The sequence below is a fragment of the Massilia sp. P1_C10 genome (assembly GCF_056406475.1).
Genome location: NZ_JBFUAC010000006.1, coordinates 161,489 through 182,461, shown reverse-complemented (window position 1 = coordinate 182,461; position 20,973 = coordinate 161,489). Strand labels below are relative to the sequence as shown.

General features: G+C 63.2%; 20 protein-coding genes. 14 read left to right on the top strand and 6 right to left on the bottom strand.

Going from position 1 to position 20,973, the window contains the following annotated elements:
* Nucleotides 1-68: 68 nt before the first annotated feature.
* The 4 genes from purN to AC1D02_RS15080 all read left to right on the top strand — a co-directional run bounded on the left by purN (nucleotide 69) and on the right by AC1D02_RS15080 (nucleotide 4,662).
* Nucleotides 69-653, top strand: a complete 585-nt coding sequence (gene purN / locus AC1D02_RS15095; RefSeq protein ID WP_477318425.1) for a phosphoribosylglycinamide formyltransferase — start codon at nucleotides 69-71, stop codon at nucleotides 651-653.
* 23 nt (nucleotides 654-676) lie between these two features.
* Nucleotides 677-1,999, top strand: a complete 1,323-nt coding sequence (locus AC1D02_RS15090; RefSeq protein ID WP_477318225.1) for an RsmB/NOP family class I SAM-dependent RNA methyltransferase — start codon at nucleotides 677-679, stop codon at nucleotides 1,997-1,999.
* Nucleotides 2,000-2,017: 18 nt separating this feature from the next.
* Entirely contained in the window at nucleotides 2,018-3,346 is a 1,329-nt protein-coding gene (locus AC1D02_RS15085) for a mechanosensitive ion channel family protein (RefSeq protein ID WP_477318223.1), read from the top strand.
* A gap of 122 nt (nucleotides 3,347-3,468) precedes the next feature.
* Entirely contained in the window at nucleotides 3,469-4,662 is a 1,194-nt protein-coding gene (locus AC1D02_RS15080) for a DesA family fatty acid desaturase (RefSeq protein ID WP_477318423.1), read from the top strand.
* Nucleotides 4,663-4,802: 140 nt separating this feature from the next.
* Here AC1D02_RS15080 and AC1D02_RS15075 read toward each other — a convergent pair whose 3' ends face one another.
* Together AC1D02_RS15075 and AC1D02_RS15070 are read right to left on the bottom strand one after the other, a co-directional pair.
* Nucleotides 4,803-5,180, bottom strand: coding sequence for a hypothetical protein (locus AC1D02_RS15075; RefSeq protein ID WP_477318221.1), 378 nt, complete (start codon nucleotides 5,178-5,180; stop codon nucleotides 4,803-4,805).
* A gap of 72 nt (nucleotides 5,181-5,252) precedes the next feature.
* Nucleotides 5,253-6,974: a DUF418 domain-containing protein gene (locus tag AC1D02_RS15070; protein WP_477318219.1), complete on the bottom strand. Its 1,722-nt coding sequence runs from the start codon at nucleotides 6,972-6,974 to the stop codon at nucleotides 5,253-5,255.
* Between the two features lie 160 nt (nucleotides 6,975-7,134).
* Here AC1D02_RS15070 and AC1D02_RS15065 point away from each other — a divergent pair, with 160 nt between their 5' ends.
* Nucleotides 7,135-9,489, top strand: coding sequence for a penicillin acylase family protein (locus tag AC1D02_RS15065; protein ID WP_477318217.1), 2,355 nt, complete (start codon nucleotides 7,135-7,137; stop codon nucleotides 9,487-9,489).
* A 106-nt stretch (nucleotides 9,490-9,595) separates the two neighbouring features.
* On the opposite strand, the gene rpmG is transcribed toward AC1D02_RS15065, so the two are convergent.
* The 3 genes from rpmG to radC form a co-directional block, all read right to left on the bottom strand.
* A complete protein-coding gene (gene rpmG, locus AC1D02_RS15060; RefSeq protein ID WP_197422130.1) occupies nucleotides 9,596-9,766 on the bottom strand; it encodes a 50S ribosomal protein L33 in 171 nt (56 codons plus the stop codon).
* A 10-nt stretch (nucleotides 9,767-9,776) separates the two neighbouring features.
* A complete protein-coding gene (gene rpmB, locus AC1D02_RS15055) occupies nucleotides 9,777-10,013 on the bottom strand; it encodes a 50S ribosomal protein L28 (RefSeq protein WP_305505671.1) in 237 nt (78 codons plus the stop codon).
* Nucleotides 10,014-10,143: 130 nt separating this feature from the next.
* A complete protein-coding gene (gene radC / locus AC1D02_RS15050) occupies nucleotides 10,144-10,818 on the bottom strand; it encodes a RadC family protein (protein WP_477318215.1) in 675 nt (224 codons plus the stop codon).
* 196 nt (nucleotides 10,819-11,014) lie between these two features.
* Here radC and AC1D02_RS15045 point away from each other — a divergent pair, with 196 nt between their 5' ends.
* The 7 genes from AC1D02_RS15045 (at nucleotide 11,015) to AC1D02_RS15015 (ending at nucleotide 18,297) form a co-directional block, all read left to right on the top strand.
* Nucleotides 11,015-11,470, top strand: a complete 456-nt coding sequence (locus tag AC1D02_RS15045; RefSeq protein ID WP_477318213.1) for an FKBP-type peptidyl-prolyl cis-trans isomerase — start codon at nucleotides 11,015-11,017, stop codon at nucleotides 11,468-11,470.
* An 11-nt stretch (nucleotides 11,471-11,481) separates the two neighbouring features.
* Entirely contained in the window at nucleotides 11,482-12,426 is a 945-nt protein-coding gene (ispH, locus tag AC1D02_RS15040) for a 4-hydroxy-3-methylbut-2-enyl diphosphate reductase (RefSeq protein WP_477318211.1), read from the top strand.
* Between the two features lie 263 nt (nucleotides 12,427-12,689).
* Nucleotides 12,690-13,619 (top strand): branched-chain amino acid ABC transporter permease, encoded by a 930-nt coding sequence (locus AC1D02_RS15035; protein WP_477318209.1) that lies wholly within the window; start codon nucleotides 12,690-12,692, stop codon nucleotides 13,617-13,619.
* 14 nt (nucleotides 13,620-13,633) lie between these two features.
* Complete coding sequence (locus AC1D02_RS15030) at nucleotides 13,634-14,842, top strand: ABC transporter permease subunit (protein ID WP_477318207.1); 1,209 nt, start codon at nucleotides 13,634-13,636, stop codon at nucleotides 14,840-14,842.
* A gap of 23 nt (nucleotides 14,843-14,865) precedes the next feature.
* Nucleotides 14,866-15,639 carry an ABC transporter ATP-binding protein gene (locus AC1D02_RS15025; RefSeq protein ID WP_477318205.1) on the top strand — a complete coding sequence of 258 codons (774 nt, stop codon included), beginning with the start codon at nucleotides 14,866-14,868 and terminating at the stop codon, nucleotides 15,637-15,639.
* Nucleotides 15,636-16,358, top strand: a complete 723-nt coding sequence (locus AC1D02_RS15020; RefSeq protein ID WP_477318203.1) for an ABC transporter ATP-binding protein — start codon at nucleotides 15,636-15,638, stop codon at nucleotides 16,356-16,358. Before AC1D02_RS15025 ends, AC1D02_RS15020 begins: the two co-directional genes overlap by 4 nt.
* A 154-nt stretch (nucleotides 16,359-16,512) precedes the next feature.
* Entirely contained in the window at nucleotides 16,513-18,297 is a 1,785-nt protein-coding gene (locus tag AC1D02_RS15015; RefSeq protein WP_477318201.1) for a hypothetical protein, read from the top strand.
* Nucleotides 18,298-18,396: 99 nt separating this feature from the next.
* Here the strand turns inward: AC1D02_RS15015 and phaP are convergent, their stop codons facing one another.
* A complete protein-coding gene (gene phaP / locus AC1D02_RS15010; protein ID WP_477318199.1) occupies nucleotides 18,397-18,966 on the bottom strand; it encodes a TIGR01841 family phasin in 570 nt (189 codons plus the stop codon).
* A gap of 353 nt (nucleotides 18,967-19,319) precedes the next feature.
* Here phaP and AC1D02_RS15005 point away from each other — a divergent pair, with 353 nt between their 5' ends.
* Together AC1D02_RS15005 and AC1D02_RS15000 are read left to right on the top strand one after the other, a co-directional pair.
* Nucleotides 19,320-20,225: a DMT family transporter gene (locus AC1D02_RS15005; protein WP_477318197.1), complete on the top strand. Its 906-nt coding sequence runs from the start codon at nucleotides 19,320-19,322 to the stop codon at nucleotides 20,223-20,225.
* 8 nt (nucleotides 20,226-20,233) lie between these two features.
* The gene (locus tag AC1D02_RS15000) at nucleotides 20,234-20,929 is read left to right on the top strand and encodes a nitroreductase (protein ID WP_477318195.1); all 696 of its coding nucleotides are present in this window, start codon (nucleotides 20,234-20,236) and stop codon (nucleotides 20,927-20,929) included.
* The last annotated feature ends 44 nt before the right edge of the window (nucleotides 20,930-20,973 follow it).

The following is a 20,973-nucleotide window of genomic DNA, read 5'->3' as shown; positions in this document are numbered from 1 at the left end:
ACGACGTACCTGACCCCAGCATCCGCGCAATCGCATGTTGCACCGCAACATGACGTATAATGCGCGCTATGAAAAATATCGTGATCCTGATTTCCGGCGGCGGCAGCAACATGGCGGCGATTGTGCGCGCAGCACAATCGGAGCAATGGCCGGCCCGGATCGCAGCGGTCATCAGCAATAAGCCCGACGCCGGCGGCCTGGCATTCGCCGAAGCGAACGGCATCGCCACCGCCGTGGTTCCCAGCAAGGAATTCGCGACGCGCGAGGAATTCGACGCCACGCTGCGCTCGGTCATCGACATGTACGAGCCCGACCTGGTCGTGCTCGCCGGCTTCATGCGCATCCTCACCGCGCCGTTCGTCGAGCATTACGCCGGCCGCATGCTGAACATCCACCCGTCGCTGCTGCCGCATTTCCCCGGGCTGCACACGCACCGCCAGGCGCTCGCCGCGGGCCACCAGCGCCACGGCGCCACGGTCCACATCGTCACCGCCGAGCTGGACCACGGCCCGGTGCTGGGACAGGCCGAAGTCGAGGTCCTGCCGGGCGACACCGAAGACACGCTGGCCGCCCGTGTGCTGCAACAGGAACATATTCTGTATCCTCGCGTCATCCGCAGCTTCATCGAACACGGCGCGCCGGCTCAGTACTAATACGTAGTTAACCAAGGAATATCATGAGATTGCCTCCAGCGATCCTCGGCAATACTGAAGAAGTATTGCGCGAGATCTTACGTTTTTCGGCGCCTGCCGACACCACTTTGTCGCGTTACTTCAAGGACCACCCGCGCCTTGGACCGCGCGAACGCGGCGCCGTCGCTGAAGGCATCTACGCGATCCTGCGCAACAAATCCTTCTTCACCGACTTCGCCGAAGCCGGCCAGGAGTCGACCATGCGCCGCCTGACCATCATGGGCCTGGCCGAGGCGATGGGCGCCGATGCGCTCGCCGGCCTGACCGAAGAGGAAACCGCCTTCCTCGAGCGCATCAAGCAGATCGACCGCAAGCTGATGCCGGTGCAAATGCGTTCGAACCTGCCGAAGTGGCTGTTCGACAAATTCGTCGCCCAGTACGGTGAAGCCGAGACCCTGGAACTGGCGAACGCGCTGAACCAGCCGGCGCCGCTCGACCTGCGCGTCAACACCATCAAGGCCACGCGCGACGACGTCGTCGCCAAGCTGGCCGAAGCGCCGATCGCCGCCGTGCCGACGCCGTTCGCGCCGCAGGGCCTGCGCGTGATCAAGAAGCCGTCGCTGCAGAACCTGCCGCTGTTCAAGGAAGGCGCGATCGAAGTGCAGGACGAGGGCAGCCAGATCCTGTCGCAGATCGTCGGCGCCAAGCGCGGCGAAATGGTGGTCGATTTCTGCGCCGGCGCCGGCGGCAAGACGCTGGCCCTGGGCGCGCTGATGCGCAACACCGGCCGCCTGTACGCCTTCGACATTTCCGAGAAGCGCCTGGCCAAGCTCAAGCCGCGCATGGCGCGCAGCGGCCTGTCGAACGTGCATCCGGTGCAGATCGCCCACGAGCGCGACGCCAAGGTCAAACGCCTGGCCGGCAAGATCGACCGCGTGCTGGTCGACGCGCCGTGCTCGGGCCTCGGCACCCTGCGCCGCAATCCTGACGTCAAATGGCGCCAGAAAGTCGAAGCCGTCGCCGAGATGCAGGAAAAGCAGGCAGCGATCCTCGACAGCGCCGCGCGCCTGCTCAAGGGCGGCGGCCGCCTGGTGTACGCCACCTGCAGCCTGCTGACCGAAGAGAACGACTTCATCGTCGAGCAGTTCCTCGCCGCGCATCCGGAGTTCGACCTGGTGCCGATGAACAAGGTGCTGGCCGAGCAGAAGATCGACCTGGAAATGGGCGACTACCTGAAGCTGCTGCCGCACAAGCACCAGACCGACGGCTTCTTCGCCGCAGTGCTGGAACGCAAGCCGCTGCCGCCGCGCGCGCCGAAGGCCAAGCCGGCCGACGACGACGCCGAAGTTCCCGCAGAAGAAGCGTAATCTCACCGACGAGCGCCCATGCACCTGCCAAAACTGCTGTCCGACCTGATTGACGACCTTCGCGAACCAGGCATTCTCTGGCAGGCAGGCGCCATTGTTCTGAGTGTTGCGGTGGGGTGGTGGCTGGCGCGCTTCATCCGCGACCGTTTCCAGCGGCGCGCCGAAGGCGTCGATGCCGGCCGGGTGCGCCGTCTCAGCGTGGAAAGTTTCGCGCGCGTGCTCGGGCCGCTGCTGATCGTCGGCCTGCTGGTTCTGTCGCGCAATATCCTGGCGCGCTACCAGCACGTCAACCTGCTGCATGTGGCCGTGCCGCTGTTCACCTCGTTCGCCCTGATCCGCATCGCCTTTTATATGTTGCGGCGCGTGTTCGCGCGTCACGGCCAGCTGGGCGCGGCCTTCCAGACCTTCGAGAAGATCTTCGCCGTGGTGGTCTGGGCGGCGGTCGCGCTGTACATCACCGGGCTGTGGCCCGACATTTACCGCTATCTCGACAACACGCTGCTGCCGATCGGCCGCCACAAGGTGTCGCTGATCGACATCCTGCAAGCGGCCGCGTCGGTGGTGGTGCTGCTGATGCTGGCGCTGTGGGCCGGCGCCGCGCTGGAAGAGCGCCTGATGGGCGTGCAGGGCATTCACTCGTCGCTGCGGGTGGTGATGGCGCGCCTTTCGCGCGCGGTGCTGATCGTGGTCGCCGTGCTGGTCAGCCTGTCCATGGTCGGCATCGACCTGACCGTGCTGTCGGTGTTCGGCGGCGCGCTCGGCGTCGGCCTCGGTCTCGGCCTGCAGAAGATCGCCAGCAACTATGTGTCGGGCTTCGTGATCCTGCTCGAGCGCAGCCTGTCGATCGGCGACATGATCACGGTCGACAAATACAGCGGCAAGGTCAGCCACATCAACACGCGCTACACCGTGCTGCAGGGGCTGGACGGCGTCGACACCGTACTGCCGAACGAAATGCTGATTTCGTCGGTGGTGCAGAACCAGTCGCTGTCGAGCCATTCGGTGCGCGTGGCCACCACGCTGACGGTGGCCTACGGCAGCGACCTGAATGTGGTTATTCCCCTGCTCGAATCGCTGCCGGTAGGCGTGGCGCGGGTGCTCGACATGCCCAAGCCGGGCGTGTCGCTCAACAAGTTCGGCGCCGACGGCTTCGAGCTTGAACTTGGTTTTTGGATCACCGATCCGGAAAGCGGGCGCGGCAGCGTGGTGTCGGATGTGAACAAGAAGATTTATGCCCTGGTGCAGTCGGGCGATATCAAGCTGGCACTGCCATCGGCCGATCCGCGCATATTCGATGCCCAGATGGCACTGGCGCGCGAAAAAATCTCACAAAGTGTCACCAATTGACGTGCGTAAAGTGTGCGCGGAACATGGAACCGCGTAAAATGTGTGGTTGGCCGACTGCTTCGTAGAAGGCGGCGGCAAGACAAAACAGCCACATTGGAGAGGTAATGAATTTGTTAAGTAGCATGTTGGAAGCGGTGCTTGGATTCCTCGACGGCGGTATCGTCGGCCTGTCCGCGTGGCAGGTGGTGTTCTACACGCTTGCCGTGACGCACATCACGATCGCCAGCGTCACGATCTACCTGCACCGCCACCAGGCGCACCGTGCGCTGGAGCTGCACGCCATTCCGAGTCACTTTTTCCGTTTCTGGCTGTGGCTGACGACCGGCCAGGTCACCAAGGAATGGGCGGCGATTCACCGCAAACATCATGCGAAGTGCGATACCGAAGAGGATCCGCACAGCCCCGTCACGCGCGGCATCAAAAAGGTGTTCTTCGAAGGCGCCGAGCTGTACCGCGCCGAGTCGAAGAACAAGGAGACCATGGAGAAGTACGGCCATGGCACCCCGACCGACTGGATCGAGCGCAACCTGTACACGCGTTTCTCGTGGCAGGGCGTGGTGCTGCAGCTGATCGTCAACGTCGCGCTGTTCGGCGTCATCGGCGTGACCATCTGGGCGATCCAGATGATGTGGATTCCCGTGATGGCCGCCGGCGTGATCAACGGCATCGGCCACTGGTGGGGCTACCGCAATTACGATTGCGCCGACGCCGCGACCAACATCATCCCGTTCGGCATCCTGATCGGCGGCGAAGAGCTGCACAACAACCATCACACGTTCGCGACGTCGGCCAAGCTGTCGTCGAAGTGGTACGAGTTCGACATCGGCTGGCTGTACATCCGCATCCTCGAGACGCTGGGCCTGGCGAAGGTGCGCAAAGTGGCGCCGGAGCCGAAGTTCGAGCACGGCAAGCTGGTGGCCGACTTCGACACGCTGCAGTCGGTGATCGCCAACCGCTACGACGTCATGGCCAAGTACGCCAAGTCGTTCAAGCACGCCTGGCATGAAGAAGTGCTGCACCTGCGCGCCAAGCCGGAGCTCGAGTCGCGTTTCCTCAAGTCGTCGCGCAAGCTGTTGCAGCGCGAGCCGGCCAAGCTGGAAGCGCCGCAGAAGCAGCAACTGGTCGAGCTGTTCCAGCACAGCAAGGCGCTGGAAACGATGCACCACATGCGCGTCGAACTGGGCGCGATCTGGGAGCGCTCGCACTTCACCCGCGACCAGCTGCTGCATCAGCTGCAAGACTGGTGCGTGCGCGCCGAAGCGTCGGGCATCAAGTCGCTGCAGGAGTTCTCGCTGCGTCTGCGCAGCTACGCGTAAGTTCTGGCGCTTGCAATAGAAAAAGGCTCCCTCGCGGAGCCTTTTTTACGTTGGTGGATCTGCGTGTGCCGCGTCCCAAGGTCTGGGGTCAGGTCGGCCGGACCTGACCCCGGGGTGTCGCCACCGCTTGCGGCTATTTGTCACTTGTCGATCCCGTCCAATTTCAGCGTGTTCTGGCAAAACCGTTTCGCAGCCGCTTTTTCTGTCGGCTCGATGGCAGACGCGAATTCGCCCAGCTTCGCCGTCACTGTCTTGCTGGCGCGATATTTCTTCTTTAAGGCGGCAAGCTTTGCGTCGGTGCCGGTACATGCGTCGCAAATGGACCTGTCTATCTCGGCCTGGCGCTCCTTGTCGAATCCGGGCTCGCCGCGCCAGTGGTCACAGGATTCGCGCTCTTCGACGAAAGTCGCGACATCCTTAGGGAGCACTTGCGTTTCGGCCCACCCGCTGAAATGGACGGCTCCCAACAGCAAAGCAGCGGTGATGGTCTTCTTGGCATAGGAGAAGTCGAAAGGCAAGGATCGGATTTTGCGCGCGGCGGCGACAAAACTGGGGTCAGCTCCGGCGCGGATCTGGCCCCTTGTTCGACTCTAGCCAAGCTGCGCCTGCATGCCGCCGGTCGATGGCTCGATGCGCATCGCCGGAATCTTCATGTAGGTGATCGCGCGCCACAGCCATTCCGCAGGACCGTAGCGGAACTTCGACAGCCACCAGTGGCTGAACACGACCTGCACGCCGCAAAGCACCAGGGCGAACACCAGCTGCCACGCGCGGCCCAGTCCGTACCACGCCAGGCCATGGCCCATGAAGAACAGCGACATGACCAGCGATTGCGTCAGGTAGTTGGTCAGCGCCATGCGGCCGAACGGCGCCAGCACCTTGACGTTGGAGAAGATCGACCGGCTGTTGAGCATCAGCACGATCATGCCAACGTAGCCCAGGCAGGCCGGCAGGTTGCCCAGCATAAGAAGGCCGCTCGACAGCATGAAGCCGTCGTGCTCGGCGCCTGGCAAGTGCGAGGTGGCGATCATACTGCCGGCGATGCCCATGCCGATGCCGAGCGGCAGGCAGATAAACGCGAACTTGCGGAACAGCGGCAAGTGCGCTGCAGTGTTTTCCATCACGCCCGAGCGGATGAACCAGGTACCCAGCAGGAACATGCCGATCAGGACGCTCGCAAAGCCCGACTCCATCGGCGCATGCTCGGCGAACTGTTTGGCACGCATCTGGACCAGTTCGGCATAACTGCCGCTGCTCATCACCCTGGTCTCCATCTTGACTTTCTCAGCCTGCTCCTTCAGCCGTTTCTCACGCTCCGCGGCCACCTTGGCCTTCTTTTCCGCCTCGGTTGGAGCGGCCTTGGCGTCGACTTTTTTCGGCTCGGCTTTGGCAACGACCGCAGGCGCTGTGGCGGTCGCCGCCGGGGCGGTGGCGACTGCTTTTACTGGCGCTTCAGGCGGCGTGAAGTAGTCGACCAGGCCACCGATCGTCAGCATCGTGAACGACAGCAGGTAGATCGCCGCGCCGGCGCGCCATGGGCGTGCTTCGATCGGATTGCGATATTTCTGGGCAAGGACTGCGAGGATCAGGAACAGCACCGAAGCAGCGGTGGCGGGACCGCGCGGCTCGCTCGGCACGCCCGGGACCAGCCAGAACACCGCCGCGGCAATGGCGGCGATGAGCGAGACGGCGCACAGCATCGCCGACATCAGTGACAGGCCCCAGGCTTTCTTTTCGGCGCGCATGTAGATCGCGACAATGCCGGAGAAGGCCATCACGCCGGCCGCCGAACCGGCGCCTGGGCCGAATCCCGGAATGAAGGCCAGGCCGATGGCGACCGCGATCGCCGCCAGCAGCCATTTCCAGTTCGCGTACAGCACGATCAGCAGATACACGGCCGCGACCGCATAGCTGAACAGGATGTCGCCGGCGAACAGGAAGATATGGTGCGCGGCGCCGAACGCGGCGAGCGCGGCGATGCGCCGGATGTAGGGCTTGAGGAAGTCGCGGCCGGCGCGCTCGGCGCGGGTCAGCATGACGGCGAAGCCCATGCCGAACAGCAGCGAGAAGATGGTCCAGAACTTGCCGGCAACGAAGTAGGCGACAAAATAGGAGGCCAGCCAGTCGATGCCGGTCAGGCCGACCGGCATGCCGGTGCCCAGCGTGGCGTGGGCGCGGTTGAAGAACTCGATGTTCATGACGCAGATGCCGAGCAGGGCAAAGCCGCGTACGGCGTCAAGCGCGGTGATGCGTTGGCCGGCCTGCACTGGGGCCAATTCCGTCTTTTCAGGTGATTCCGTCAGGGTATGCATGTTTTTATAATTCCCATTAATTAAAGTTATGGCTTAACTATCTTAGTAGTCTGGCGGTCGAAAAGCCAAAAAATGCGACGAACTGCGGAAATGGCGTCACCAAGCGCCGATTAGTGGACGGCGAATGTGTTTATACTTCCGCAACCATAACTTGTCGAGAATGCCGATGAAGCGCCTGTTGCCGTCCCTGCTGTCGATCCTTTTTGCCGGCGCCGCCGTGGCCGCCCCCGAGCAAACCATCAAAGTGGCCGGCCTGGCGCAAGGCGCGGAGATCCTGGTCGACAAGTGGGGCGTGCCGCACATCTATGCGCAAAGCCAGGACGACGCCTTCTTCGCGCAGGGCTTCAACGCCGCGCGCGACCGGCTGTTCCAGATCGACCTGTGGCGCCGCCGAGGGCTGGGCGAGCTGTCGTCGGTGTTCGGCCCCACTTATATAGAGCAGGACAAGGCGACCCGGCTGTTCCTGTACCGCGGCGACATGCAGAAGGAGTGGGCGTCGTACGGCAAGGGCGCGCAACGTATCAGCGAGCGCTTCGTGGCCGGCATCAACGCCTATGTCGATTACACGGCGCAGAATCCGGCGGCGCTGCCGTTCGAGTTCCGCCAGCTTGGCTATGCGCCTGCGAAATGGAAGGCCGAGGACGTGGTGCGCATCCGCAGCCACGGCCTGACCCGGAACCTGACGCTGGAAGTGGCCCGCGCCGGCGTCGCCTGCAAGGCGGGACTGGCGGCCGACCAGGTGCGCAGCACCCTGCAGCCGGCGTGGAAGACCGAGATGCCGGCGGGCCTCGATCCCTGCCTGCCGGCCGGCTTGCTCGACGTATTCAAGCTCGCCACGGACAACGTCTTCTTCGGCAAGGACACGACGCTGGCCGCGCTGGACCACGAGCAGCGCATGGAAGGCAGCAACAACTGGGTGGTGGCGCCGTCGAAATCGGCGACCGGCCGGCCGATCATGGCCAACGATCCGCACCGCGCCTATTCGGCGCCGTCGCTGCGCTACATCGCGCACCTGAACGCGCCCGGCATGAACGTGATCGGCGCCGGCGAGCCGGCGCTGCCGGGCATCTCGATCGGCCACAACGGCACCATCGCCTTCGGCCTGACGATTTTCAGCATCGACCAGGAAGACCTGTACGTCTACGAGACCAACCCGGCCAACCCGATGCAGTACAAATACCGCGGCCAGTGGGAAGACTTCAAGGTGCTGAGGGAGAGCATCCCGGTCAAGGGCGGCGCGCCGGCCACCGCCGAGATGGTGTTCTCGCGCCACGGGCCGGTGATCTTTACCGAGGCGGCCAGGCATCGCGCGTTCGCGGTGCGCTCGGGCTGGCTGGAGGCGGGCATGGCGCCTTACTTCGGCAGCATCGATTACATGAAGGCGCAGAATTTCGAGCAGTTCAAGAAGGCGATGCTGAACTGGGGCGCGCCTACCGAGAACCAGGTCTACGCGGACACCAGCGGCAACATCGGCTGGGTGGCCGGCGGCCTGACGCCGATCCGCCCGAACTGGGACGGCCTGCTGCCGGTGCCGGGCGACGGGCGCTACGAGTGGAATGGCTTCCTGACCGGCGACAAGCTGCCGTCGAGCTTTAACCCCAAGCAGGGCTGGTTCGCCTCGGCCAACGAGATGAACCTGCCGGACGGCTATCCGGTGGCGAAGTACAAGCTCGGCTTCGAGTGGCCGAACAACGCGCGCCATACGCGCATCGGCGAAGTGCTCGATGGCAAAGCGAAGGTGTCGATCGAGGATTCGATGCGGCTGCAGAACGACCTGGTGTCGATCCCGGCGCGGCGCATGATGGCCTTGCTGGCGCCGCTGAAGTCGACCGAGCCGAAGGCCAGCGCCGCGCTGGCGCTGCTGCGCGGCTGGGACGCGGTCGAGTCGAGCCAGTCGCCACAGGCCGCCTTGTTCGAAGTGTGGTGGTCGCGCCACCTGAATCAGGCCTACGTGCGCGCGGTGGCCGATCCGAAAGCGGCGCCGCTGATCGCCACGGCCGACATCACGGCGATGATGAACGCGCTCGAGCGGCCGTCTGCGCGCTTCGGCCGCGCCGCCAGGGCCAGGCGCGACGAGTTGCTGCTGACCAGCCTGGGCGCCGCATATGCCGAGCTGGAGCGGGCGGGCGGTCCGGATCCGAAAGCGTGGCAGTGGGGGCGCCTGCACTACAGCTACTATGCGCACCCGATGAGCATGATGAGCAATTCCTTGCGCGCCAAGCTGAACGTGGGGCCGTTCCCGGCGCAGGGCGGGGCGAACACCGTGAACCAGTCGAGCTACCGGCCGACCGACTTCCTGAAGACCAACGGGCCGTCGTTCCGGGTGGTGGTCGACGTGGGCAACTGGGACAATTCGCGGGCGATGAACACGCCGGGGCAGTCGGGCGACCCGGACAGCGTGCATTACCGCGACCTGGCGGCCAGCTGGGGCAAGGGCGACTATTTCCCGCTGCTGTATTCGCGCAAGCTGATCGAAGCGGCGACCGAAACGACCATCAAGCTGCTGCCAAAGTAAGGCGGCCGGTCGGGGTCTGGACCTGCGGACCTGACCCCGTTTTGTTCGAGGCAACAAAAAAGCCGCGCACTTGCGTGGGCGGCTTTTTCAGGAAAGCGAGACCGGATTACTTGATCTTGGTTTCTTTGTACATGACATGCTTACGTGCCTTAGGATCGAACTTCATGATCTCCATTTTGGCAGGCATCGTGCGCTTGTTCTTGTCGGTGGTGTAGAAGTGACCCGTACCCGCGGTCGATTCCAGCTTGATTTTGTCGCGGCCAGTTTTTGCCATGATAGCTCCCTAATTAAACTTTTTCGCCACGGGCGCGCATGTCGACCAGGACGGCATCGATGCCGACTTTGTCGATGACGCGCAGACCGGCGTTGGACAAGCGCAGGGAGACCCAGCGGTTTTCCGATTCCACATAGATACGACGGTTCTGCAAGTTAGGCAGGAAACGACGTTTCGTTTTGTTATTAGCGTGGGAGACGTTGTTGCCAACCATCGGACCCTTGCCAGTTACTTGGCAAACACGTGCCATAGCGCACTCCTTCAGTAAACTTCCGCAATCGGGAAAAACGAGAGTATAGCGTGAAAAGCATCGCGGAATCAATGACTTGTGAAAAACAATTGTGTCTTGTGCGACTGCGTGAATTTAACAATTGGCCAAGCTAAATTTGACCATGTTCGGCGAAGGAATGAACCTGCGGGCCGGCGACGACGAAATGGTCGAGGATGCGGACGTCGACCAGGGCCAGTGCCTGCACCAGCGCGCGCGTCAGCAGCAGGTCGGACTCGCTCGGCTCGGGCGTGCCGGACGGGTGGTTGTGGGCCAGCATCACGCTCGCCGCATTGTGTTTCAGCGCCGCTTTGACCACTTCGCGCGGGTACACGCTGGTGTGGGTGAGGGTGCCGCGAAACATTTCGTCGCACGCGATCAGGCGATTTTTGACGTCCAAAAACAACACCACGAAGGATTCGTGGGTTTGCTGGCTCATCTTCATGCGCAGATAGAGCTTGACCGCCTCGGGCGAGCCGAGCGTGTGGCCGGCCTGCAACTGCTCGCCGATAGCGCGCTGGGCCAGTTCCATCACGGCCTGGAGTTGGGCGAACTTGGCGGGGCCGAGGCCGTGCAGCCCGGAGAACTCGGCCAGGCTGGCGCCGAACAGGGCGTTGATCGAGCCGAAGTGCTTGAGCAGGTTCTCGCCGAGCTGGACCGCGTCCATGCCCTGGACGCCGACGCGCAGGAATACTGCCAGCAGTTCGGCGTTCGACAGCGAACGGGCGCCGTCGGCGATCAGGCGTTCGCGCGGGCGCTGCTGGGCCGGCCAGTGATTGATTCCCATTGTTGAAAAAATCCCTTGCCTAGAAACCGTCGTTCCAGCGGAGGCTGGAACCTATACTGAATACGCTCAGCATGGGTTCCAGCCTCCGCAGGAACGACGCTCGTTAAAGATAGTTGATTAGTCAAGTATCCTGGCTGGCGCAGCCGTTTGGCCGCCAGTGGCTTACAATATCGGTTTGCACGCCAGAACCTTCACCATGACCCAAGCGTCTCCAGCCGTCGTCACCGACTCGGCCTACCTCACCCTGCATTATCGGCTCGCCACCGCGGACGGTACTGATATCGTCACTACCTTTGCCGGAAATCCCGCCACGCTGATGCTGGGCCAGGGCCAGCTCGCGCCATTCCTCGAGCAGCGCCTGCTCGGCATGGCCGAAGGCGCCCACCAGACCTTTGAGCTGGCCGCCGGCGAAGGCTTCGGCGCGCGCAATCCGGACATGATCCAGGCCGTCTCGCGCGCGACCCTCGACGACAATTCCGCGCCCGGCGCCGAATACAAGGTCGGCGACCTGGTCGACTTCGCCGCGCCCGGCGGCGGCCGCTTCGCCGGCGTGCTGCGCGAACTGACCGACAGCGGCGCCATCTTCGACTTCAACCATCCGCTGGCCGGCAAGCCGCTGCTGTTTGAAGTCAAACTGATTTCCGTGTTGTAAACAGGATCCCCATGGACAGCGAAATTCTCTTAGCCCAGCCGCGCGGTTTCTGCGCCGGCGTCGACCGCGCCATCGAAATCGTCGAGCGCGCCCTGCAGCAGTTCGGCGCGCCGATCTACGTGCGCCACGAAATCGTCCACAACGCCTACGTCGTCGCCGATCTGCGCGCAAAAGGCGCGATCTTCATCGAAGACCTCGACGATGTCCCGGCCGGCAACACGCTGGTGTTCTCCGCCCATGGCGTGCCGAAATCGGTGCGCGCCGAGGCGGCCGCGCGCGGCCTGTCGATTTTCGACGCTACCTGCCCGCTGGTGACCAAGGTGCACGTGGAAGTGGCCAAGATGCGCAAGCAGGGCTGCGAAGTGGTGATGATCGGCCACGACGGCCACCCGGAAGTCGAAGGCACCATGGGCCAGGCGGAGGAGGGCATGCACTTGGTCGAGACGGTCGCTGACGTCGCCGGCCTGCAAGTCGGCAACCCGGACCAGCTCGCCTACGTGTCGCAGACCACGCTGTCGGTGGACGACACCGCCGAAGTCATCGCCGCGCTGAAAGCGAAGTACCCGAACATCATCGAGCCCAAGAAGGGCGACATCTGCTACGCCACCACCAACCGCCAGGAAGCGGTCAAGTTCATGGCGCCGCAGGTGGAGCTGGTAGTCGTGGTCGGCAGCCCGAACAGCTCGAACTCGAACCGCCTGCGCGAAGTGGCCGAAAAGATGGGAACGCCGGCCTACATGATCGATAACGCGTCGCAAATCGACCCGAAGTGGCTCGAAGGCAAGCTGCGGATCGGCGTCACCGCCGGCGCCTCGGCCCCGGAAGTGCTGGTGCAGGCCGTAATCGACCGCCTCAAGGAACTGGGCGCGCGCAGCGTGCGCACCCTCGAAGGCGTCGAGGAACATGTGACTTTCCCGTTGCCAAAAGGGCTGGACGGTGCCAAACCCCTGGTATAGCCTCAGGTTTTATACATACATCTACAAATATAATTTGGGGGAGTTGCGATTTCCCGATATTAGTTTTATCAAAACTTCGCTATCATTGCTGCGCTCGGACGGCACACCATGTGCCGTCGCGGTATGACCATGTAACACCTTGCGTTGCGCTGGGTTGGCAATGATGGAGTTTGTGAATTACGGCGCAGGCCAGGAGCGGCACCTCGGGGGACGACCCCGGGTGCCGTTTTTGTTAGAACGAAAAGAAAGAGACAACAAATAATATGGATACATTTATCCAACAGATCATCAACGGCCTCGTGCTGGGCAGCATGTACGCCCTGATCGCGCTGGGCTACACGATGGTGTACGGCGTGCTGAACCTGATTAACTTCGCCCACGGCGACGTCCTGATGATCGGCGCGATGGTCGGCCTGACCATCCTCAAGCTGCTGGAAGTGTTCGCGCCCGGCCTGCCTGGCTACGTCGACCTGTTCATCGCGATCGCCGGCGCCGTGCCCGCCTGCATCCTGGTCAACATCATCATCGAGCGTGTCGCCTACCGCCGCCTGCGCAACGCGCCGCGGCTGGCCCCGCTGATCACCGCGATCGGCGTGTCGATCCTGCTGCAGACTTTCGCGATGATGATCTGGGGCCGCAGCCCGCTGCCGTTCCCGCAATTGCTGGCGACCGAACCGATCATGATCGGCGGCGCCCTGATTTCGCAGACCCAGCTGCTGTTGCTGGTGCTGGCCGCGCTGGCGATGGTCGGCCTGGTCTACCTGGTCGAAAAAACCAAGATGGGCCGGGCCATGCGCGCCGTGGCTGAAAACCCGCGCGTCGCCGGCCTGATGGGCGTCGACTCGAACATGGTGATCGTCGCCACCTTCGCCATCGGCGCGGCGCTGGCCGCCGTCGCCGGCGTGATGTGGGGCGCCAACTACGCGTCGATCGCGTTTGCGATGGGCACCTTGCCCGGCCTGAAGGCGTTCTGCGCCGCGGTGCTGGGCGGCATCGGCAACATCTACGGCGCGATGGTCGGCGGCATCCTGCTCGGCATCATCGAGAGCCTGGGCGCCGGCTACATCGGCGACCTGACCGGCGGCTTCCTCGGCAGCCACTACCAGGACATCTTCGCCTTCGTGGTGCTCATCATTGTCCTGACGATCCGGCCCTCCGGCATCATGGGCGAACGCGTGGCCGACCGCGCCTGAACGGGAGATACGACATGGCACTGCTTAACTTCAACGTCCAGGAAAATCCGCGCAAGGCCTACGCCAGCATGGGTATCCTGCTGATCGGCCTGATCGTCTTCCCGTTCCTTGCCGCCCAGTTCGGCAACTCGTGGGTCCGCATCATCGACATCGCGCTGCTGTACATCATGCTGGCGCTGGGACTGAACATCGTGGTCGGATTCGCCGGCCTGCTCGACCTCGGCTACATCGCGTTCTTCGCGGTGGGCGCCTACCTGACCGGCCTGCTGGCGTCGCCGCAATTTGCCGCGCTGCTCGAATCGGTGGTCAATTACAACTCGACGCTGGGCAACGCGCTGATCTCGGTCATGGGCCCGGACATCACCCAGAACGGCATCCACCTGTCGGTCTGGATCATCGTCCCGCTCGCGGCACTGGTGGCCGGTTTCTTCGGCGCCTTGCTCGGCGCGCCGACGCTGAAGCTGCGCGGCGACTACCTGGCGATCGTCACGCTCGGTTTCGGCGAGATCATCCGCATCTTCATGAACAACCTGAACGATCCAATCAATTTCACCAACGGTCCGCAGGGCATCAACCTGATCGACCCGATCAAAATCTTCGCCGTCAACCTCGCCGGCGAGCCCGGCTCGCGCGCCAATGTGGTGTTGGGCGGCTTCTCGATGCCGTCGGTGAACGCCTACTACTTCCTGTTCCTGCTGCTGTGCATCGCGATCGTGTTCGTCACGACGCGCCTGCAGCACTCGCGCCTGGGCCGCGCCTGGGTCGCGATCCGCGAAGACGAAATCGCCGCCAAGGCGATGGGCATCAACACCCGCAACATCAAGCTGCTGGCGTTTTCGATGGGCGCCTCGTTCGGCGGCGTCGCCGGCGCCATGTTCGCCTCGTTCCAGGGCTTCGTGTCGCCGGAATCGTTCTCGCTGACCGAGTCGATCGCCGTGCTGGCGATGGTGGTGTTGGGCGGCATCGGCCACATCCCGGGCGTGATCATGGGCGGCGTGCTGCTCGCGGCGCTGCCCGAAGTGCTGCGCCACGTGGTCGAGCCGGTCCAGATGGCCGTCTTCGGCAAGGTCGTGATCGAGTCCGAAGTGCTGCGCCAGCTGCTGTACGGCCTGGCGCTGGTGCTGATCATGCTGAACCGCCCGGCCGGCCTGTGGCCGTCGCCGAAACACGAAGACCGGCCCGAAGCGGCTGAAACCAACAAGGGCGAAGCGTTCCCGGCCTGATGGCCGAGCGCGAGGATTAGCACATGAGCGAACAGATCATTCTCAACATCGCCGGCGTGAACAAGCGCTTCGGCGGCCTGCAGGCGCTGACCGACGTCGGCGTCAAGATCACCAAGGGCCAGATCTACGGCTTGATCGGCCCGAACGGCGCCGGCAAGACCACCTTCTTCAACGTCATCACCGGCCTGTACCAGCCGGACACCGGCACCTTCGAGCTGGCCGGCAAGCCGTATTCGCCGTCGGCGCCGCATGAAGTGGCCAAGGCCGGCATCGCCCGCACCTTCCAGAACATCCGCCTGTTCGGCGAGATGACCGCGCTGGAGAACGTCATGGTCGGGCGACACGTGCGCTCGCGCCAGGGCGTGTTCGGCGCCGTGTTCCGCCACAAGGCGGCGCGCATGGAGGAGGCGGCGATCCGCGCCCGCGCGCAGGAGCTGCTCGATTTCGTCGGCATCGGCGCGTTCGCCAACCGCACCTCGAAGTTCCTCTCGTACGGCGACCAGCGCCGCCTGGAAATCGCGCGCGCGCTGGCGACCGACCCGCAGCTGCTGGCGCTGGACGAGCCGGCCGCCGGCATGAACGCGACCGAGAAGCTGGCGCTGCGCGAGCTGCTGGTCAAGATCAAGGCCGAAGGCAAGACCGTGCTGCTGATCGAGCACGACGTCAAGCTGATGATGGGCCTGTGCGACCGCATCACCGTGCTCGAATACGGCAAACCGATTGCCGAAGGCTTACCGGCAGACATACAAAAGAACCAGGCTGTGATCGACGCCTATCTCGGAGGCGCGCATAAATGAGCGACAACATCCTTAAAGTAGCAGGGCTGAAAGTCGCGTACGGCGGCATCAAGGCGGTCAAGGGCATCGACCTGGAAGTGAACAAGGGCGAGCTGGTCACGCTGATTGGCGCAAACGGCGCCGGCAAGACCACCACGCTCAAGGCGATCACCGGCACCCTGCCGCCATGCAGCGTCGAAGGCACGGTCAGCTACATGGGCCAGCCGCTGAAGGGCGTGCACTCGCACCAGATGGTCGAGCGCAAGCTGGCGATGGTGCCGGAAGGGCGCGGCGTGTTCACTCGCATGACGATTCACGAGAACATGCAGATGGGCGCCTACACGCGCAACGACAAGGCTGGGATCGACGCCGACATCGAGAAATGGTACGCGGTGTTTCCGCGCCTGAAGGAACGCGCGCCGCAGCTCGCCGGCACCTTGTCGGGCGGCGAGCAGCAGATGCTGGCGATGGCGCGCGCGCTGATGAGCCACCCGAACCTGCTGCTGCTCGACGAGCCGTCGATGGGCCTGTCGCCAATCATGGTCGAGAAAATTTTCGAAGTGATCCGCGACGTATCGAAGCAGGGCATCACGATCCTGCTGGTCGAGCAGAACGCGCGGCTGGCGCTGGAAGCGTCGCACCGCGGCTACGTGATGGACTCGGGCGCGATCATCATGACCGGCAACGCGGCCGACATGCTGCACGATCCGCGCGTGCAGGCGGCCTACCTCGGCGAATAGAGAAGCCCATCGCAAACGGAAAATGCCTCGCTTGTCGCGGCATTTTTTTTGCCGAACCGCGGCGCGCCCACGCGGGAAGAAATTTGCCACCATGACAACTCGCTTGTTATCATAGGTGAAATTAACCCAGGTTCGACTCTTTAGCGGAGCTTCCGTGCGCCCATTTGCGATCTCTTCCAGGACGTGGCTGGCCTGCCTGCTGGTGTATGCATTTATAGCGCTGGCGCTCGATGGATGGGCAATCGCGCGCTGGGAGCGCCGGGTCCTCCCCGACGTCGCCGGGACCTTGGGCGTGCAGCTTGCGCTGCTCGATGCGCACTATCGCTATCCCATTCGGGCCTTGAGTCCGGACTCGCCGCTGATCGCGGCCGGCGCGCGGATTGGCGATACGATCGTGTTCGATACGCCATCTGACCGCAGCCGCTTTCTGGCCAAAACCGACCAGATTGGACTGACGCTGTTTCGCGACGGGACGGGCCGGCATCTGCACGTGAGCGCTTCCGCCGACAATCCGAATCGGGAAACCGCCAGGTCGTTTGTGCTGAACTGGGCAGGCAATTTGATCGCCGTCTTCTGCGGCATCCTGATCGCGGTACGCCGCCCCGAAGCCGGGCCGCATCGCCTGCTGGCCCTGATGCTCGTCACGGTCGGATACGGTTCGGAATTACGTATCTTGCCGCACCCGATGGAGGATGTGGTGCTGCGGTTCGCAGCGCCGGTCTTGTGGATGATGGGGTGGCAGTTGTTCATCGTCTTTTCCCTGGTCTTCCCAACCGACGCTCCGCTGTTCCGGCACACTTGGGTGCGTCGCGCTTACCCGGCGCTGCTGGGCTCGGCAGTGGCGCTGGCGATTGCCCAGCTGGCGATTGGCACCGGCCTGATGCCTAGCGCCGCGTTGCCGTGGATTTCAATTGGTGCGTGGATGAACTTCAATGCCAACGGCTGTGTCTTCGGTGGCTTGGCGGCACTGCTGTACTCCTGGTGGCGCAGCACGCACGTGACACGCGAGAAAGTGATGTGGATTACGCTCAGCCTTGGCATGTTCTACCTGAGCTGGATCTTTGCGGAAGTCAATGTTGCGCTCGGCAGCCCGCTGCCTCCGCTCGCGCTTTACGAGACGCTCACGGTCGCCCGCTGCGGCGCCGCAATGCTGCTGGCGTATGCGCTGCTGAGCCGCCGGGTGTTCGATGCCGGCTTCGCACTCAACCGCGCGCTGGTGGTGACAATCATCAGCGCGGCGCTGCTGGTGGTGTTTGCGGTAACCGAATTTGCGGTCGACAAGCTGTTGCATTTTCATGGGCGCGAAACCAATGTGATCATCGACGCCGCGGTGGCGCTCGGTGTGATCCTGTGCTTTCATCGCATCCAGCACTGGGTCAATCACCAGGTCAATCATTTCTTCTTTCACCACTGGCATGAAGCGGCGGAAAGGCTGCGCACCTTCATGCGCAGCGCGATGCATGTGTCGGATGCCGATGCGCTCCAGCAGAAGTTCATCGATGCGGTGCAGCGATTCGGCGGCGGCGCCGGCGTTGTCGTTTATCTGCGGCGCGGCGAGGGCGACTTCGTAGCCGGCCACGGTTCGCTGGCCGATGCTCCCGATCGCCTGGATCCGAACGACGACCTGGTCATTCAGTTGCGTCACGAACGCGATGCGGTAGAGCGTGAGCAGGCGATCGCATTTCCGATGATCGTGCGCGGCACCCTCAGCGGCATCGTGCTGGTCGGCGGAAAATGCAGCGGCCAGCCGTATCGGCCCGACGAAATCGGCTTGTTGAAGAAAGCGGCGCAGCAGCTTGGCTCCGACCTGGAAAGCCTGCGCGTGGTGGCGATCGAGCGCGAACTGGCCTACGCCGACCAGACGCAGCGCACGTTGCGCGATCGCTGCGAAACGCTCGAGCGCGTGTTGGTCGACAACCTGGAGAGGTCGCGCGCATAAGTCGACGCGCCGAAATAAAAATGCCCCGACGAATCGGGGCATTCTTTTGGTCTGGACCCCAGGATCTGACCCGATGGGGTCGGACCCTGGTGTTGACTTTTACTTCTTCGCAGCAGCCTTCGGCGCAACCTTGGCAGCAGCCTGGGTGAACTGGCTGACGGCGGCGCTCATGTTCGACTCGATCGCCTCGACCGCTTGCTTGGTGGTCTTGGTGAACTGCTCGTAACCGGCGTTGGCGTTGCCTAGGGTGGCCTTGAATGCGGCAACGACGTTCTCCGAACCGGCAGGCGCGTTCTTGCTGACTTCGTCGACCAGCGAGATGACCTTGCGGTTGGTCTCGGCGATCTGGGTCTCGGCGGCCTTGGTGAACTCAGCCTGGGTGCCGGCGGCGATCGCAGCGACTTGCTTGCTGTACGAAATGGCTTTCTCTGCGGTTGGCTGGGCTTGCGCGGCGCTCAGCGCGAAGAATTCTTGTGGATCCTTGGCCGACAGCAGCTGGCGCGTGGCGAACGACGACTCTTCCAGCGATGCCTTGGCGGCGGTGATGTTCAGGTCCACCAGCTTTTCCATACCTTCGAATGCTTTGGCGGTCAGCGACGAAAACATCGCGAACTGCGCTTCGAAGTTGGCTTTGGTGGCGTTCGAAAACTGCTCAGGGATTGCAAACATGTGATTCTCCAGGGTGTGTTGAATAGCGTTAGCGAATGTTGCTGTGATCGGTGAAGCAGGTGAACCGAGAACTTCTGGCGGGCGATGTATTGTGCGCCGCAACAATTCCTATTCTACTGAGTTTTCCACGCGCGTCAAGCACTTTTGGTGCAGCGCACAAATTAAAATATTGTTATCGTTTGACAATAGTTAAATTTCCTATGCGGCATAGCATACTCACCTCTGTCGACCCTAGGGAATGTGAGGCGGAAACGTCAATTTCTCCAGCATGCTATGCTGACAGCATCGCGCTTTCCTGCCTGCCGGTCCGGCGCATCGGCTGATAACTCATGTCTCGAATGCGCAACTGATTCATGCCCGATACCTCCATCCATGCTGCGGCGCGCCAGGGCGCCCCCTGGCTGTCGCCAATTCCCATCTTTTTCGTTTTGCTGTGGAGCAGCGGGTTCATCGTCGCCAAGTTCGGCCTGCCGTACGCGCCGCCGCTGACCTTTCTGATCCTGCGCTGCGCCTGCGTGCTGCTGGTGCTGGTTCCCTGCGTCATGATCTGGAAGGCGCCATGGCCCGAACGCCGCGCGATCGGCCACATCGCCGTCGCCGGCTTGCTGTTGCAGGCCGGTTACCTGTCCGGCGTGTGGTGCGCCATCAAGCTGGGCATGCCGGCCGGCCTGTCGGCGCTGATCGTCGGCATGCAGCCGATCTTGACGGCCGCCGCGGCGCCGCTGATCGGCGAAAAGGTGCGGCCGCGCCAGTGGCTCGGCTTCCTGTTCGGTTTCGTCGGTGTGGCCCTGGTCGTCGCTGCTAAAATCAACCTGATTGGGCTTTCGGCGACGGCGATCGTGCTGTGCCTGCTGGCGCTGCTGTCGATCACCGTCGGCACGATGTATCAGAAGCATCACTGCCCGCGCTTCGATCTGCGCACCGGCACCGTGATCCAGTTCGCGGCGACGGTGCTGGCTCTGCTGCCGGTGGCGATCTGGCTGGAAGGCTTCGATTTACAGTTCAGTTCGGTGGCGTGGACGCCGCGCTTCATCGGCGCCTTGCTGTGGTCGGTGTTCGCGTTGTCGATCGGCGCGATCTTCCTGCTGTTCAAGCTCTTGCGCCGCAGCGACGCGACCCAGGTCACCAGCTTGCTGTACCTGACGCCGCCGACGACGGCGATCATGGCCTGGCTGATGTTCGGCGAAGTGTTCAGCCTGATGGGCATGGTCGGGATGGTGGTGGCGGTGCTTGGCGTGGTGTTTGTCGTGAAAAAATAGAGGAGACGATGATTTCAACAGAACAACAACAGATGGTGGACGAGGCGATCGCCTCGCGCCGCTCGATCCGCGCTTTCCTGCCGACCCCGGTGGCGCGCGAAGACATCGAAGCGATCCTGCAGGTCAGCGCGCGGGCGCCGTCCGGCACCAATATCCAGCCGTGGCGCGTCACCGTGCTGACCGGCGCGGCCAAGGAGCGCCTGTCGGACGCGATCCTGAAGGTGTATCACGACAAGGAGGCGGCCAGCGCCCACACCGAGGAATACGCCTACTATCCGCGCCAGTGGGTGTCGCCGTTCGTCGAGCGCCGCCGCAAGGTCGGCTGGGACCTGTACGCGCTGCTCGGCCTGACGCGCGACGACAAGGCCGGCATGGCCGCTCAGCACGGGCGCAACTACCGCTTCTTCGACGCCCCGGTCGGCCTGATCTTCACGATCGACCGGGTGCTGGAGCAGGGCTCGTGGCTCGATTACGGCATGTTCTTGCAGAACATCATGGTCGCCGCGCGCGGCCGCGGCCTCGACACCTGCCCGCAGGCGGCGTTCACGCAGTTCCACCGTATCATCAGCGAACAGCTGGGCTTGCCTGACAACGAGACGGTGGTCTGCGGCATGGCGCTGGGCTACGCCGATCCGGCGAAAATCGAGAATTCCTTGATCACGGAGCGCGTTCCTGTTGGCGAATTTGTACGGTTTCTCGACTAAAGGCGTACACTATATGGACGCGCTGTCACATCGCTGTGACCGTT

Bases quoted from the DNA above. Each gene is read 5' to 3' on its own strand.
- AC1D02_RS15080 (WP_477318423.1), top strand. From the start codon at position 3,469: ATGTTGGAAGCGGTGCTTGGATTCCTCGACGGCGGTATCGTCGGCCTG.
- AC1D02_RS15000 (WP_477318195.1), top strand. From the start codon at position 20,234: ATGATTTCAACAGAACAACAACAGATGGTGGACGAGGCGATCGCCTCG.
- AC1D02_RS15035 (WP_477318209.1), top strand. From the start codon at position 12,690: ATGGATACATTTATCCAACAGATCATCAACGGCCTCGTGCTGGGCAGC.
- purN (WP_477318425.1), top strand. From the start codon at position 69: ATGAAAAATATCGTGATCCTGATTTCCGGCGGCGGCAGCAACATGGCG.
- AC1D02_RS15070 (WP_477318219.1), bottom strand. From the start codon at position 6,974: ATGCATACCCTGACGGAATCACCTGAAAAGACGGAATTGGCCCCAGTG.
- AC1D02_RS15065 (WP_477318217.1), top strand. From the start codon at position 7,135: ATGCCGATGAAGCGCCTGTTGCCGTCCCTGCTGTCGATCCTTTTTGCC.
- ispH (WP_477318211.1), top strand. From the start codon at position 11,482: ATGGACAGCGAAATTCTCTTAGCCCAGCCGCGCGGTTTCTGCGCCGGC.
- AC1D02_RS15005 (WP_477318197.1), top strand. From the start codon at position 19,320: ATGCCCGATACCTCCATCCATGCTGCGGCGCGCCAGGGCGCCCCCTGG.
- AC1D02_RS15045 (WP_477318213.1), top strand. From the start codon at position 11,015: ATGACCCAAGCGTCTCCAGCCGTCGTCACCGACTCGGCCTACCTCACC.
- rpmB (WP_305505671.1), bottom strand. From the start codon at position 10,013: ATGGCACGTGTTTGCCAAGTAACTGGCAAGGGTCCGATGGTTGGCAAC.
- AC1D02_RS15030 (WP_477318207.1), top strand. From the start codon at position 13,634: ATGGCACTGCTTAACTTCAACGTCCAGGAAAATCCGCGCAAGGCCTAC.
- AC1D02_RS15025 (WP_477318205.1), top strand. From the start codon at position 14,866: ATGAGCGAACAGATCATTCTCAACATCGCCGGCGTGAACAAGCGCTTC.
- AC1D02_RS15090 (WP_477318225.1), top strand. From the start codon at position 677: ATGAGATTGCCTCCAGCGATCCTCGGCAATACTGAAGAAGTATTGCGC.
- radC (WP_477318215.1), bottom strand. From the start codon at position 10,818: ATGGGAATCAATCACTGGCCGGCCCAGCAGCGCCCGCGCGAACGCCTG.
- AC1D02_RS15085 (WP_477318223.1), top strand. From the start codon at position 2,018: ATGCACCTGCCAAAACTGCTGTCCGACCTGATTGACGACCTTCGCGAA.
- phaP (WP_477318199.1), bottom strand. From the start codon at position 18,966: ATGTTTGCAATCCCTGAGCAGTTTTCGAACGCCACCAAAGCCAACTTC.
- AC1D02_RS15020 (WP_477318203.1), top strand. From the start codon at position 15,636: ATGAGCGACAACATCCTTAAAGTAGCAGGGCTGAAAGTCGCGTACGGC.